Origin of the sequence: Erwinia amylovora (assembly GCF_017161565.1) — a bacterium.
In the GTDB taxonomy this organism is placed as follows: Bacteria; Pseudomonadota; Gammaproteobacteria; order Enterobacterales; family Enterobacteriaceae; genus Erwinia; species Erwinia amylovora.
Genome location: NZ_CP066796.1, coordinates 1,207,675 through 1,221,417, shown reverse-complemented (window position 1 = coordinate 1,221,417; position 13,743 = coordinate 1,207,675). Strand labels below are relative to the sequence as shown.

Below are 13,743 nucleotides of genomic sequence, written 5' to 3'. Positions count from 1 at the left end.
GGCGCTTCTCCCTGACGCTAAAGTTAGAGGGTACCGCAAACTTTGTCAGTCAGTTCCGCCGGGAACTGCATTGACTGCATGATGTATTCCACCATGCTGCGTTTACGATCGGTATTGGTGTTAGTGATCACCCAGTAAGGCGTGCCAGGAACATGCTGCGGCTTGGTATGGGTACCACTCTCCAGCAATGTTTGCTGATTACCTGCGAAATAGACGCGGGTACGCCCATGCAGTGACTCTGTCGCTGCACCAAACGCTTTGGCATCCAGACGGTACAAAGTTGACAGGATCAGCATGAAGCGATTTACTGCTTTTTTTTGTTCGGCATACTCATCAGACAGCAATAGCTCGCGCACGACACGCACCGGGTTTTGCGAATGCGCTTTAGCTGGCGCGTCAGTTGTTTCGGTTGCAGTCGGGACATTCTGACCCGCCGTGAACTTCAACATCCGGCGCAAAATATCCGATGCGCTTTCACCAATATGCTGAGTGTGGCTGGCTATATAACGGTATAGTTCTTCGTCGACTTCTATCGTTTTCATCTTTATCCAATACGGTTATTACCTGGCTGAACCCGGGTGGCCAGAGACGAACATGAGCGTCATCGCGCTAACGAGACCTCCAGCCCAACCTGTTCCAACATCAGGACTATAAGGTTAAATACTGCCAGAGTGTAGCGCCAGGCCCGTTTCACGGCAAAAGTCGGAATATGCCGTAAAAAAGCCCATGACCGCTATCTGGTTAACGGCAGAAATTGTGGAATTCATGATACCCTAAGCCCCCGTCTCATTAGAAAGAACTTCGCTATGAATTTGAATTTCCGCGTGCAATCTGAACAATCTGTGAGCAACGATCTGCCGCTGGTGCTGATCCACGGCCTGTTTGGCAGCATGGATAATCTGGGCGTGCTGGCGCGTGGTTTGAAGGACGAGCGCCACCTTATCCAGCTTGATATGCGAAATCATGGCGCTTCCGGGCGAGCAACCGAGATGGCTTATCCGCTAATGGCCCAGGATATCCTTGATACGCTCGACGGCCTGCAGGTTGAACGTTTCGATGTGGTCGGCCATTCGATGGGCGGTAAAATCGCCATGGCGTTGGCAGCGCTGGCTCCCGAACGCGTGGCGGGCATCGTCGCCATTGATATTGCGCCCGTCGCCTACCGCACCCGTCATCACGATCGGATATTTGATGCCCTGCGCGCGGTGACGGCAGCCGGTATCACCCGGCGTGGTGATGCAGCAGTACTGATGCGTGACATTCTCGCAGAAGAAGAAGGCGTTATTCAGTTTCTCCTTAAATCCTTTCATGACGGAGAATGGCGCTTCAACGTGCCGGCGCTTTGGCAAAACTACGACCGCATTATCGGCTGGCAACCGCAGCCTGCATGGCCCCATCCGGTGCTGTTTATTCGTGGCGAACTGTCGCCTTATCTGGCCGATGAGTATCGTGACGAGCTGCTGGCGCAGTTCCCACAGGCGCGTGCACATGTGATAGCCGGGGCCGGGCATTGGGTTCATGCGGAAAAACCTGATGCCGTATTGCGCGCAATACGCCGCTTTTTTGCGCTGTAAAAACAATTATTTCACGCTGCGGTGAAATAATTGTCGTCACCAGTTTCGCTGGGTTATGATGACGCGCTAAAAATTTTGCCGCTGCTATTTTTCAGGCGGCAACACGGACCTATTCATCAGAAATCCAGCCTTTCAGTATCACGATCCTATGGCAAAAGAGAACACTGACCGCACCACGCTCGATCTGTTTGCAGATGAACGTCGCCCGGGACGACCCAAAACGAATCCGCTGACGCGAGATCAGCAACTGCGTATTAATAAACGCAATCAGCTCAAACGCGATAAAGTGCGCGGGCTGAAGCGTGTCGAACTGAAAATGAACAGCGACGCGGTCGAGGTACTTAATCAGCTGGCTGAAGAACGTAATATGAGTCGCAGCGAACTGATCGAAGAAATGCTGCTTGAGCAGCTGCAACGCCATCAGAGCTGAACGGTAGCGGACTTAGCACTCAGCAACAAATGTCGCGATATTACACATTTATCCGCTTACGGCAGTCTGATATCATTACAGCTAGCTGCTTATCATACGGCAGTCTCCATATCATTAAGATTCAAGAGGTTATTAAGCTCATGGCACTTGTCGGCATTTTCTTTGGCAGCGACACAGGTAATACAGAAAATATTGCAAAGATGATCCAGAAACAGCTGGGTAAAGATGTTGCAGAAGTTCATGATATTGCCAAATGCAGCAAAGAAGATCTTGAAGCCTTTGATATTTTGCTGCTGGGCATTCCCACCTGGTACTACGGCGAAGCCCAGTGCGACTGGGATGACTTCTTCCCAACGCTTGCCGAGATCGACTTTAACGGTAAGCTGGTTGCCCTGTTCGGCTGTGGCGATCAGGAAGATTATTCTGAATACTTCTGTGATGCACTGGGAACCATCCGCGATATCATCGAGCCTAACGGTGCGGTGATCGTCGGTCACTGGTCTACCGAGGGTTATACGTATGAAGCCTCAAAAGGTCTCGCGGACGATAACCATTTCCTCGGCCTTGCCATTGATGAGGACAGGCAACCCGAACTCACCAACCAACGCGTTGATAAATGGGTAAAACAGATTTTCGATGAGCTTCAGCTGAAAGAAATCATTGAGGCCTGAACTGAGCAACCTGGCGTGACAGTCATCCCGCGCTAAGTCAATGGTTTTAGCGATACAAGTAATAGATAGATGTTTGTACCTTTTACCTGCAAAACGGTACAATAACCCCATCGGTTATCGGCTCTCTAAGCGCCCTTCGCCTTTCTGACGACCATGGTCGGTCAAAGGCGATCGGATGTGGTAGATCGAAATGTTAACATTGCACCACCCGGGCGCTAAATTCCCTGGCTGTTAAGAGTGTTGTTTTTGCCTCCAGCTGCGGTTTACGGTCCCCCTTTGGTTTTCATTTCGACGTATCAGTTCTATACTGACCTTCATTGCGCTTTAGCGTCGACCGATGTTCAGGGCCTTACAGCCACTAAGTGACGAGCAAAGTAACAGGACAAAATCCGCATGACTGACAATAACACCGCATTAAAGAAGGCCGGCCTGAAAGTCACGCTTCCCCGACTGAAAATTCTGGAAGTGCTTCAGGAACCCGAAGGCCATCACGTCAGTGCGGAAGACTTGTACAAGCGCCTGATCGACATGGGCGAAGAGATTGGTTTGGCCACGGTTTACCGCGTACTGAACCAGTTCGACGATGCGGGGATCGTTACCCGCCACAACTTTGAAGGCGGAAAATCCGTCTTTGAATTGACGCAGCAGCACCATCACGACCACCTTATCTGCCTTGACTGCGGCAAAGTTATTGAATTCAGAGACGAATCCATTGAGTCCCGTCAGCGTGAAATTGCCACGCGTCACGGCATCAAACTGAGTAACCACAGCCTGTATCTGTATGGTCACTGTGCTCTGGGCGACTGCCGAGAAAATGAGACGCTCCACGACAAATAATCTGCACTTGATAACCGAATATGGCGCGCTGCGGGAAGATGGCAGCGCCCCTGGCCTTCATCAGGGACGGATCAGAAGACGGAACGGTGGCCTCTGCGCCACCGTTTTTTTTCCCTGCTACTGAGCATAAACCGGCAGCCAGCCACCGTAAGAAATGATTGAAACCACCGCATTCATGGCGCCGAATATCAGCACCAGCACCACAGGCAGCATCCCCCCCCTTACCCGCCATGACGGTGTAGCGAAGCGCTGCCGCGCCCGCCAGGCCAGCAGCGCCGGGGTGATCACCGCCCAGATGGTCGCCGCCAGCCCGGCATAGCCAATGGCCAGCAGAAAACCATTGGGCCAGATCAGCGCAGCCGTTAATGGCAGAATAAACGTCAGCACGGTGGTTTTCAGCCGCCCGGTCGCCGAATTATCCAGCCTGAACAAGTCGGCAAGATAATCAAAAAAGCCGAGGCTGACACCAAGAAATGAACAGGCGACGGCGAAATTAGAGAAAATATCCAGCAGCAGATTGAGGTTACGGCTTTGCAGGACGCCTGAAAGGGCTGTAACCATAACATCGATATTCCCTCCCTGCGCGGCAATCTGTTTAAATTCAGGACGCGGGATATTGCCCATCGTGCCAATGATCCAGACAAAATAGATGACCAGCGCCAGCAACGTCCCGTAAACCAGGCAGCGACTGATGCGGCCGCCATCTTTGCCATAAAAGCCAATCAGCCCGGCAATGTTGCCGTGATAGCCAAATGAGGCGAGGCAAAATGGCACCACAATCCACAGATAGCGCAGATAGTGACTTTCACTCGTGCCGCTGTCCATCAGATTGGCGGGCTGGACATGCCATAGCAGCCCGCCAAAGATCATCAGAAATGTCACCACCTTCGCGCCAAGGAAAATAAGCGTCATGCGGCTCACCACCGCAGTACCCAGCCAGATAAACAGCGCGACCAGCAGCGTGAATAGCAGCCCGGCCATGCGCGCCGAAATCCCCACATTCAGTTGATTCAAACTGTGCTGGATAATCGCGCCGCTGGCCGAGATATAGGCGTAGGTCAGAATACCCAACACAAAGACCACCGACAGGCCATTAAACGCATTCCAGCCGCGCCCCAGCAAATCGCGAGTGACGGTGTTGAAACTGGATCCGGCGGGATAGTGCAGGCTGGCCTCAAGATAGAGCAACCCGGATAGCAACATGCAAAACCAGGTGACGAGCAACATCATTGATGACCAGAGAAACCATGCACCGGACATCACAACCGGCAGGGAGAACATGCCGGCACCAATAATGGTACCGCCGATGATTAAAGTCCCCCACAGAGTGGAAGGTAGAGCAGCAGAAGCGGGCACAGCCATAGCAAATCCTTAGCGAAAAACAGAATAAAAACGCCCCCGCCGGGATATTCCACTGGCTAAACGGCATTAACGCCGCATAGTTTACATGCAATCACACCATCGAACTAGTACAGTAATTAGCTGACAACCCTGTTTCTTGGCAATAACGCCAGTGCGGCAGGTTGCAGGCGCCGTCAGTCACCGCCAGACAAATACCCTGGTTTCCTCCTGCTGCTGAAGCTGGGGATAGCGGATGGCCAGTTGCTGGTCAAACTGCGCAATAATGCTGCTGCTGGCCTGTTCGGGTAACACTGACATGAAATGCCTGTAAGTTGGCAGCAGCAATAATCAAACCCCGATAATAACCAGCCTGGCCTAAGCAACGGTCAAAAAAAAGGGCGAATTATCGCCCTTTACATGCATAAAATCAGACTTATTCGCCGTTTTTCGCCCAGGTGTCACGCAGACCAACGGTACGGTTAAACACCAGCTTAGCCGGACTGGAGTAAACACTGTCGGCGCAGAAGTAACCTTCGCGCTCGAACTGGTAAGGGGCAGAGGCCTGCGCCTGCTGCATACCTGGCTCAACAAAACCCTGGCGAATAACCAGTGAGTCCGGGTTGATGGTAGAGAGGAAATCCTCCTCCGCCGCCGGATTAGGCACGTTGAACAAACGGTCGTACAGGCGGAATTCTGCCGGCAACGCGTGCTCTGCTGAAACCCAATGGATCACGCCCTTCACTTTGCGGCCATCGGCAGGGTCTTTGCTCAGGGTATCAATATCGCAAGAGCAGAACAGGCAGGTGATGTTACCCGCTTCATCCTTGGCGATACGTTCAGCTTTGATCACGTAGGCATTACGCAGCCGCACTTCTTTACCCAGAACCAGGCGCTTATAGTGCTTATTCGCTTCTTCACGGAAGTCAGCACGATCGATGTAAATCTCGCGGCTGAACGGCACTTCGCGCGTGCCCATTTCGGGCCTGTTAGGATGATTCGGCATGCTGATCATCTCTTCATGATGCGCCGGCAGATTTTCAATCACCACTTTGACCGCATCCAGTACCGCCATGGCGCGCGGTGCATTTTCATTGAGGTCGTCACGAATGCAGCTTTCCAGCGCCGCCATCTCCACGATATTGTCCTGTTTGGTCACGCCAATGCGGCGGCAGAACTCACGAACAGATTCTGCGCTGTAACCACGGCGGCGCAGACCAGAAACGGTGAGCATGCGCGGATCGTCCCAGCCCTCAACCACTTTCTCTGATACCAGCAGGTTCAGTTTACGCTTGGACATGATCGCGTATTCAAGATTAAGGCGTGAAAACTCATACTGCCGCGGATGCACCGGAATAGTGATGTTGTCGAGCACCCAGTCGTACAGACGACGGTTATCCTGGAACTCCAGAGTACATAGCGAATGCGTAATACCTTCCAGCGCATCGGATATGCAGTGGGTAAAGTCATACATCGGGTAGATGCACCACTTATTACCCGTCTGGTGGTGGTCGGCAAACTTGATACGGTAGATCACCGGATCGCGCAGCACGATAAAACTGGAAGCCATATCGATTTTGGCACGCAGACAGGCGCTGCCTTCAGCGAACTCGCCGTTTCGCATTCTGGCGAACAGCTCAAGGTTCTCTGCCACACTACGGTCGCGGTACGGGCTGTTTTTACCCGCTGATGTCAGGCTGCCACGGTATTCGCGGATCTGTTCTGGTGACAGTTCGTCAACGTAAGCCAGGCCTTTACCGATCAGTTCAACGGCATAATGGTGCAATTGCTCGAAATAGTCAGATGAGTATCGTACTTCCCCACTCCACTGGAAGCCGAGCCACTGCACATCACGTTTGATTGACTCAACGAATTCCAGATCTTCTTTTACCGGGTTGGTGTCGTCGAAACGCAGATTACATTGCCCCTGATAGTCTTGTGCGATACCAAAGTTCAGGCAAATTGATTTGGCATGGCCAATGTGCAGATAGCCGTTAGGCTCAGGCGGAAAGCGCGTATGCACGATATTGTGCTTACCGTTCGCCAGGTCTTCATCAATAATCTGACGAATAAAGTTAGTTGGGCGGGCTTCAGCCTCACTCATCTCAATTTCCTCAATAATGCATGGCATAAATTAGCTATACGCAAAAATAATTCGAGTTGCAGGACAAAAACGCAACGCGCTTTTGAACAGCACTGGTGCTGGCCCGGAAGGGGCGAGGCCCAGACTTATGCCGGGTAACGCGCCAGACTCGCTGATCCCGATAAGCTTACCAGAGTAAGTGATTCGGGTGAATGCGAGCGGCCCACGTAACTGCGGCTTGAAGTATGAAGGGTATATGAAATAACGGAGTATGATCCACAAAGCAGAGTTGTGAAACAACCGTTTGTTGAACGAATAGCATAAAAAAAGGCGGGGAATGTCTCCCCGCCCTGAAACAGTAGTCTTAGCCGCCTGACTTAGCCGTTAATTTCATATAACCGTGTTTCACCGGCAACGACGGTTTCACCCGCCAACAGCGTTAAACCGGCGAAGTCTTCAATATTGCTGACCACGACCGGACTGACCATTGAGCGAGCGTGCGTATTGAGGAAAGCAAGGTCCATTTCCAGTATCGGTTGACCGCCCACCACCTGTGCGCCCTCTTCAACCAGACGGGTAAAGCCTTTACCTTCCAGCGCAACGGTATCCAGCCCCATATGCACCACCACTTCCACCCCTTTATCGGTTTCCAGGCAGAAAGCATGGTTGGTATTGAAGATTTTCACCAGCGTTCCGGCTGCCGGAGCAACAACGGTGCTGCTGGTTGGCTGGATAGCCAGCCCGTCACCGACCGCTTTGCTGGCAAAGGCTTCATCAGGTACCTGTTCGATGGCCACTACGGTTCCGCTGACCGGAGCCACCAGCGTTGCGACAATACCCTTGGCGCTATTCGGTACCGCCTGCGGCGCTGCGGGCGCAGTGCAGGCACTGTTCGTCGCGGCCACCGGCCCCCTGGCGATCAGTTTCTTCATCTCTTCGGCAATCGATTCGGCTTTCGCGCCAACAATCACCTGGATCGTCTGCTTGTTCAGTTTTACTACCCCTGAAGCCCCTAAACGTTTGCAGGCTGCATCATCGACCCGCGCAGCATCTTTAACCGACAGCCGCAGACGGGTGATGCAGGCATCTATCACGTTCAGGTTATCTGAACCGCCAACCGCCCCTATATACTGACGCGAAAGCTGACTCAGTCCTTCTTCTGTATTGCTGTTGCCACCCTGCTGCTCGAAGGCATCTTCACGCCCGGGAGTTTTCAAATTAAACATGCGGATAACTGCGCTGAACAGCGTGAAGTAAATGACAAATGCAACGGCACCCATCACCATCAGCAGCCAGACGTTATGGCTCGCCGCCGGCAGTTTATACATCAATGCATAGTCGATAGCGCCAGCCGAGAACGAGAACCCGGCATGGATGCCCAGCGCGGTTGCTGCAAAGAGACTGATACCGGTCAACAGGGCGTGGATCAGATACAGCGCCGGAGCCAGGAACATGAACAGGAATTCCAGCGGCTCGGTCACCCCGGTCAGAAATGCGGTCACCGCAACGGACAGCAGCATCCCGCCCACCATCGGACGTCGCGCCTTTGGTGCCGCCAGATACATCGCCAGCGCCGCCCCCGGCAGGCCAAACATCATGATAGGGAAGAAGCCGGACATGAACATCCCCGCCGTGCCGTCACCGGCATAGAAGCGGTTGATATCACCGTGTACCACCGCACCGGCAGCATTGGTGAATTCACCAATCTGGAACCACGCAATGGTATTCAGCACCTGATGCAGGCCGGTAGGGATCAGAAGACGATTAACCAGCCCGAAAATACCGGCGCCGAACGCGCCTTCAGAAACAATCCACTCCCCGCCGGCATGAATAGCAGCCTGCACCGGAGGCCAGACGTAGCCAAATACCGCTGCCAGCAGCAAACAGAAGAAACCGGTGGCAATGGGGACAAAACGTTTGCCACCAAAGAAGCTGAGAAAGTCAGGCAGTTTAATACCGGCCCAGCGATTATAGGTCATACCCGCAATCAGGCCGGTAACGATCCCCGCCAGAACGCCCATATTCACCGTAGGGCTAATGGTCACCATGGCCTTCGTCATGATGAAGTAGCCCACAGCGCCCGCCAGCGCGGCTGCTCCGGCGTTATCTTTAGACCAGGTTGACGCCACCCCAATGGCAAAGATAAGCGGGAGATTGTCGAAAATGGCTCCGCCGCCCTGAGCAATAAATGGCATATTGAGTAAGTCAGGCTGACCAAAACGCAGCATCAACGCGGCCACTGGCAGCACGGCTATCGGCAGCTGTAAAGACCGCCCCAATCGTTGGAAAAATCCTAGTATATTCACCTTTTACCCCGCAAAGTCCCCTTCAATAAGGCGACAGAAAAACTATGTTATTAACCGTCTGTGCAGAATCAGTTTAAATCAAAAATTCTTAGGCTGAGTGTAAAAACAATAAATTCGTACAGCAAATTAATTCCCCATATATGTGATTAAAGTCACCTTAATAAAACAATATCATTGGTGTTACGCTGGTAAAAAAGGCCAACTTATTTTATGATTCAAAAAATCAAAGCAGACGATCCCCCTTTCTTCTTACGGCTGTAGCGTTACGCTTATCCAACGACAGTCAGGGCGCCGTTCTAACCCTTACAACTCTCTCTTAATACGAGGTGCAACATGAGACTTATTCCTCTGTCCACACCAGGGCAGGTAGGCAAATGGGCAGCACGACATATTGTTAACCGTATCAATACGTTCAAACCCACTGCTGACCGTCCATTCGTGCTGGGGCTACCCACCGGAGGCACGCCGCTGGAAGCCTACAAGCACCTCATCGAGATGCATAAATCGGGCCAGGTTAGCTTTAAGCACGTAGTGACTTTCAACATGGACGAATACGTCGGGCTGCCGCAGGAGCATCCGGAAAGTTATCATAGCTTTATGCATCGCAACTTTTTCGATCATGTTGATATTCCAAGTGAAAATATCAATCTTCTCAATGGCAATGCGCCCGATATTGACGCAGAATGTCGCCAATATGAAGAGAAGATTCGTTCCTACGGCAAAATTCACCTGTTTATGGGCGGAGTCGGCAATGATGGCCATATTGCTTTTAACGAACCGGCTTCATCGCTGGCTTCGCGCACGCGCATCAAAACGCTGACTCACGATACGCGCATCGCTAATTCGCGCTTCTTTGGCGGCGATACCAACCAGGTGCCTAAATATGCACTCACCGTGGGCGTTGGTACCCTGCTGGATGCCGAAGAAGTAATGATTCTGGTTACCGGTCATCTGAAAGCGCTGGCGCTTCAGGCAGCGGTAGAAGGCAATGTGAATCACATGTGGACAATTAGCTGCTTGCAGCTGCATGCCAGGGCCGTTGTAGTCTGTGACAAACCGGCCACCATGGAACTGAAGATGAAAACCGTGCAGTACTTCAGCGAAATGGAAGCGGAAAATATAAAAGATCTGTAATTGCTTCCAAATTTAGCGATATAGCAGACCTGTTCCTGCCGCGACAGTCCCCTGTCGGGCAGGAAAGGAAATGAGTGGAGTCAGGAGAACAATTATGTACGCTTTAACCCAAGGCCGCATTTTTACCGGCCATCACATCCTTGAGCGGCACGCGGTAGTGGTGGCTAATGGCCTGATCGAACGTGTTTGCCCGCAGGACGATCTTCCGCCCGGTATTGAGACTCGTGAAGTGGGTGATGCGATTATTGCCCCTGGCTTTATTGATTTACAGCTTAATGGCTGTGGTGGCGTTCAGTTCAATGACGACATGGCAGCAATCAGCGTTGAAACGCTGAAGATCATGCAAAAAGCCAATGAGAAATCCGGCTGTACCAGCTTCCTGCCGACGTTGATCACCAGTAGTGATGAGTTAATTAAGCGGGCGGTAGAAGTGATGCGCACATGGCTGGCGCAGAATGCCAATCAGGCGCTGGGCCTGCATCTGGAAGGGCCCTGGCTGAACCCGTTGAAAAAAGGCACCCATAACCCGGATCTGATCCGCGCCCCCAGCCAGCAGCTGGTGGCTTACCTTTGCGCCAATGCCGATGTGATCAGCAAAATTACCCTTGCGCCTGAGAAAGTCGACGCCGCAGTGATACGTCAGTTACATGATGCGGGGATCGTTATCTCGGCAGGCCACTCAAACGGCACCTATGAAGAAGCCCTGAGCGGTATGGCGGCCGGTGTCACTTTCTCTACGCATCTTTATAACGCCATGCCGACCACCAGCGGACGTGCGCCCGGTTTGATCGGTGCACTGCTTGATTCGCCCGACGTTTGGTGTGGCATTATCGCGGATGGATTGCACGTCCATTACGCCAATATTCGTAATGCTAAACGCATCAAAGGCGATAAGCTGATACTGGTTACTGATGCCACGGCACCCGCCGGTGCATCTATTGATCGGTTCATTTTTGCCGGTAAAACAATATACTATCGGAACGGGCTATGCGTTGACGAAAACGGTACTCTCAGCGGTTCTGCACTGACAATGATTGAAGCTGTGGCTAACAGCGTCGAACATGTCGGCATCCCCCTTGATGAGGCCGTTCGTATGGCAACATTATACCCGGCACGAGCAATCGGAGTGGACAAAACTTTGGGTTCTGTTGAAGCCGGAAAAGTGGCCAACATTACCGTGTTCACCCGCGACTACAAAATCACCCGGACCATCGTTAATGGTAACGAGGTCTTAAGCGAGTAGATATTTAATGACCACCGGCGGCCAGGCTCAAATTGGAAATGTTGATCTTGTTAAACAGCTTAACAGCGCGGCCGTATATCGGCTTATTGACCGGCAAGGCCCTATCTCACGGATTCAAATCTCTGAACTTAGCCAGCTTGCGCCCGCCAGCGTCACCAAAATCACCCGCCAGCTTATCGAACGCGGGCTGATCCGTGAGGTTGCCCAGCAGGCTTCTACCGGAGGGCGGCGGGCAATCTCCATCATCGCCGAAACGCGCGGTTTTAATACTGTCGGAGTGCGTCTTGGACGTAACGATGCCACGGTCACGCTGTTTGATCTCAGCGGTAAATCGCTGGCTGAAGAGATTTACCCCCTGCCGCAGCGCACCCAGGAAACCCTGGAAAATGCGCTGTTTAAAGCGATTGCCGACTTTTGCGCACTGCATCAGCGTAAGCTGCTCGAACTGATTGCTATCTCAGTGACGTTGCCCGGTCTGGTTGACCCAATCAATGGCATCATTCGCTATATGCCGCACATCAGCGTCGAACACTGGCCGCTGGTAGCCCATCTGGAAAAACGCTTTCGCGTGACAAGTTTCGTCGGCCACGATATTCGCAGCCTGGCACTGGCCGAGCATTATTTTGGTGCATCACGCGACTGCGCAGACTCGATTTTGGTGCGCGTCCATCGCGGAACCGGTGCCGGTATCATCGCTAATGGCCATATTTTCCTCGGCAGTAACGGGAATGTGGGTGAGATCGGCCATATTCAGGTTGATCCGTTAGGCGAACGCTGCCACTGCGGTAATTTTGGCTGTCTTGAAACCATTGCCGCTAATAGCGCCATTGAAAGCCGCGTGCGTCATCTTCTGACTCAAGGCTACCCGTCGAGTCTTACTCTCGATCAGTGCCAGATCCAGGCAATCTGCCTGGCGGCTAACCGTGGAGATGCACTGGCCAGCGAAGTGGTTGAATATGTTGGCCGCCATCTGGGCAAAGCGATAGCCATTGCCATCAACCTGTTTAATCCGCAAAAAGTAGTGATTGCCGGTGACCTCATCACAGCTGATAAAGTGCTGCTCCCGGCAATTGAAGGCTGCATTAATACACAGGCACTTAAAGCCTTTCGCAAAAACCTTCCGGTGGTACGTTCAGAAATTGATCACCGATCGGCCATTGGCGCTTTTGCCCTGGCAAAACGGGCAATGCTGAACGGTGTTCTGCTGCAACGCCTGTTGGAAGGCCATTTAACGGGTGGACTCTGAACACATGACCATAAAGAACATAATCTGCGATATAGACGGCGTGCTGATGCACGATAATACTGCTGTACCCGGCGCACGCGAGTTTTTACAACGCATTTTGGGCAATAATATGCCGCTGGTGGTGCTGACTAACTACCCTTCGCAAACGGCGATGGATCTTGCCAACCGTTTTGCCGCCGCCGGCATTGAGCTTCCTGACGGCGTGTTTTATACCTCCGCGATGGCAACCGCTGACTTTCTCAAGCGCCAGGAAGGCAAAAAAGCGTTTGTCATCGGTGAAGGCGCGTTGATCCATGAGCTATACAAAGCCGGATTCACCATTACCGATATCAATCCTGATTTCGTTATCGTCGGAGAAACGCGCTCCTTCAACTGGGATATGATGCACAAGGCCGCCAGGTTTGTCGCCAACGGGGCGCGCTTTATTGCCACCAACCCCGACAGTCACGGCCACGGATTCTCCCCGGCCTGCGGCGCCCTGTGCGCCGGCATTGAAAAAATTTCCGGCCGTCAGCCATTTTACGTTGGTAAGCCCAGCCCGTGGATAATGCGCGCCGCACTCAATAAGATGCTGGCACATTCCGAAGAGACGGTCATCGTTGGCGATAACCTGCGTACCGATATTCTGGCCGGGTTCCAGGCGGGGCTGGAAACTGTTCTGGTGCTGTCTGGCGTTTCCACCCTCAGTGATATTGACGCCATGCCTTATCGACCAACCTGGGTTTACCCTTCCGTCGCTGATATCGACATTTTCTGACGCCTGGCCCGGTTGGCCGGGCATTGCAACTGACTCTGCGTACAGATTTCATTCACATTCGCCATATAATTGACGATTCATCAATAAAACCCTGCTAATATTGCATATTCAATAAGTATCAGGC

12 protein-coding genes are annotated in these 13,743 nt (G+C 52.5%); 8 read left to right on the top strand and 4 right to left on the bottom strand.

The features are described 5' to 3' along the window. Positions 1–23: 23 nt before the first annotated feature. Entirely contained in the window at positions 24–542 is a 519-nt protein-coding gene (gene seqA, locus JGC47_RS05695) for a replication initiation negative regulator SeqA (RefSeq protein WP_004156657.1), read from the bottom strand. A 264-nt stretch (positions 543–806) separates the two neighbouring features. Between seqA and ybfF the strand changes: the two genes are divergently transcribed. The 4 genes from ybfF to fur all read left to right on the top strand — a co-directional run bounded on the left by ybfF (position 807) and on the right by fur (position 3,512). Then, positions 807–1,574 (top strand): esterase, encoded by a 768-nt coding sequence (gene ybfF, locus JGC47_RS05690; protein ID WP_004156656.1) that lies wholly within the window; start codon positions 807–809, stop codon positions 1,572–1,574. Between the two features lie 148 nt (positions 1,575–1,722). Next, positions 1,723–2,004 carry a LexA regulated protein gene (ybfE, locus tag JGC47_RS05685; protein ID WP_004156655.1) on the top strand — a complete coding sequence of 94 codons (282 nt, stop codon included), beginning with the start codon at positions 1,723–1,725 and terminating at the stop codon, positions 2,002–2,004. Between the two features lie 140 nt (positions 2,005–2,144). After that, positions 2,145–2,675: a flavodoxin FldA gene (fldA, locus tag JGC47_RS05680; RefSeq protein WP_004156654.1), complete on the top strand. Its 531-nt coding sequence runs from the start codon at positions 2,145–2,147 to the stop codon at positions 2,673–2,675. 393 nt (positions 2,676–3,068) lie between these two features. Further along, positions 3,069–3,512 carry a ferric iron uptake transcriptional regulator gene (gene fur, locus JGC47_RS05675; RefSeq protein ID WP_004156653.1) on the top strand — a complete coding sequence of 148 codons (444 nt, stop codon included), beginning with the start codon at positions 3,069–3,071 and terminating at the stop codon, positions 3,510–3,512. Positions 3,513–3,629: 117 nt separating this feature from the next. Here fur and mtr read toward each other — a convergent pair whose 3' ends face one another. The 3 genes from mtr to nagE form a co-directional block, all read right to left on the bottom strand. Next, positions 3,630–4,874, bottom strand: a complete 1,245-nt coding sequence (gene mtr / locus JGC47_RS05670) for a tryptophan permease (protein WP_004156652.1) — start codon at positions 4,872–4,874, stop codon at positions 3,630–3,632. Positions 4,875–5,286: 412 nt separating this feature from the next. Then, complete coding sequence (gene glnS / locus JGC47_RS05665) at positions 5,287–6,954, bottom strand: glutamine--tRNA ligase (protein ID WP_004156649.1); 1,668 nt, start codon at positions 6,952–6,954, stop codon at positions 5,287–5,289. Positions 6,955–7,310: 356 nt separating this feature from the next. After that, positions 7,311–9,239, bottom strand: coding sequence for a PTS N-acetyl glucosamine transporter subunit IIABC (gene nagE / locus JGC47_RS05660; RefSeq protein WP_004156648.1), 1,929 nt, complete (start codon positions 9,237–9,239; stop codon positions 7,311–7,313). Positions 9,240–9,572: 333 nt separating this feature from the next. Here nagE and nagB point away from each other — a divergent pair, with 333 nt between their 5' ends. The 4 genes from nagB (at position 9,573) to JGC47_RS05640 (ending at position 13,619) form a co-directional block, all read left to right on the top strand. After that, on the top strand, positions 9,573–10,373 hold the full coding sequence (nagB, locus tag JGC47_RS05655; RefSeq protein WP_004156647.1) for a glucosamine-6-phosphate deaminase: 801 nt from the start codon (positions 9,573–9,575) through the stop codon (positions 10,371–10,373). 94 nt (positions 10,374–10,467) lie between these two features. Next, positions 10,468–11,616, top strand: a complete 1,149-nt coding sequence (nagA, locus tag JGC47_RS05650) for an N-acetylglucosamine-6-phosphate deacetylase (RefSeq protein ID WP_004156646.1) — start codon at positions 10,468–10,470, stop codon at positions 11,614–11,616. 7 nt (positions 11,617–11,623) lie between these two features. Further along, positions 11,624–12,862, top strand: a complete 1,239-nt coding sequence (nagC, locus tag JGC47_RS05645) for a DNA-binding transcriptional regulator NagC (protein WP_004156645.1) — start codon at positions 11,624–11,626, stop codon at positions 12,860–12,862. A gap of 4 nt (positions 12,863–12,866) precedes the next feature. After that, the gene (locus tag JGC47_RS05640; protein WP_004156644.1) at positions 12,867–13,619 is read left to right on the top strand and encodes an HAD-IIA family hydrolase; all 753 of its coding nucleotides are present in this window, start codon (positions 12,867–12,869) and stop codon (positions 13,617–13,619) included. Positions 13,620–13,743: the final 124 nt, after the last annotated feature.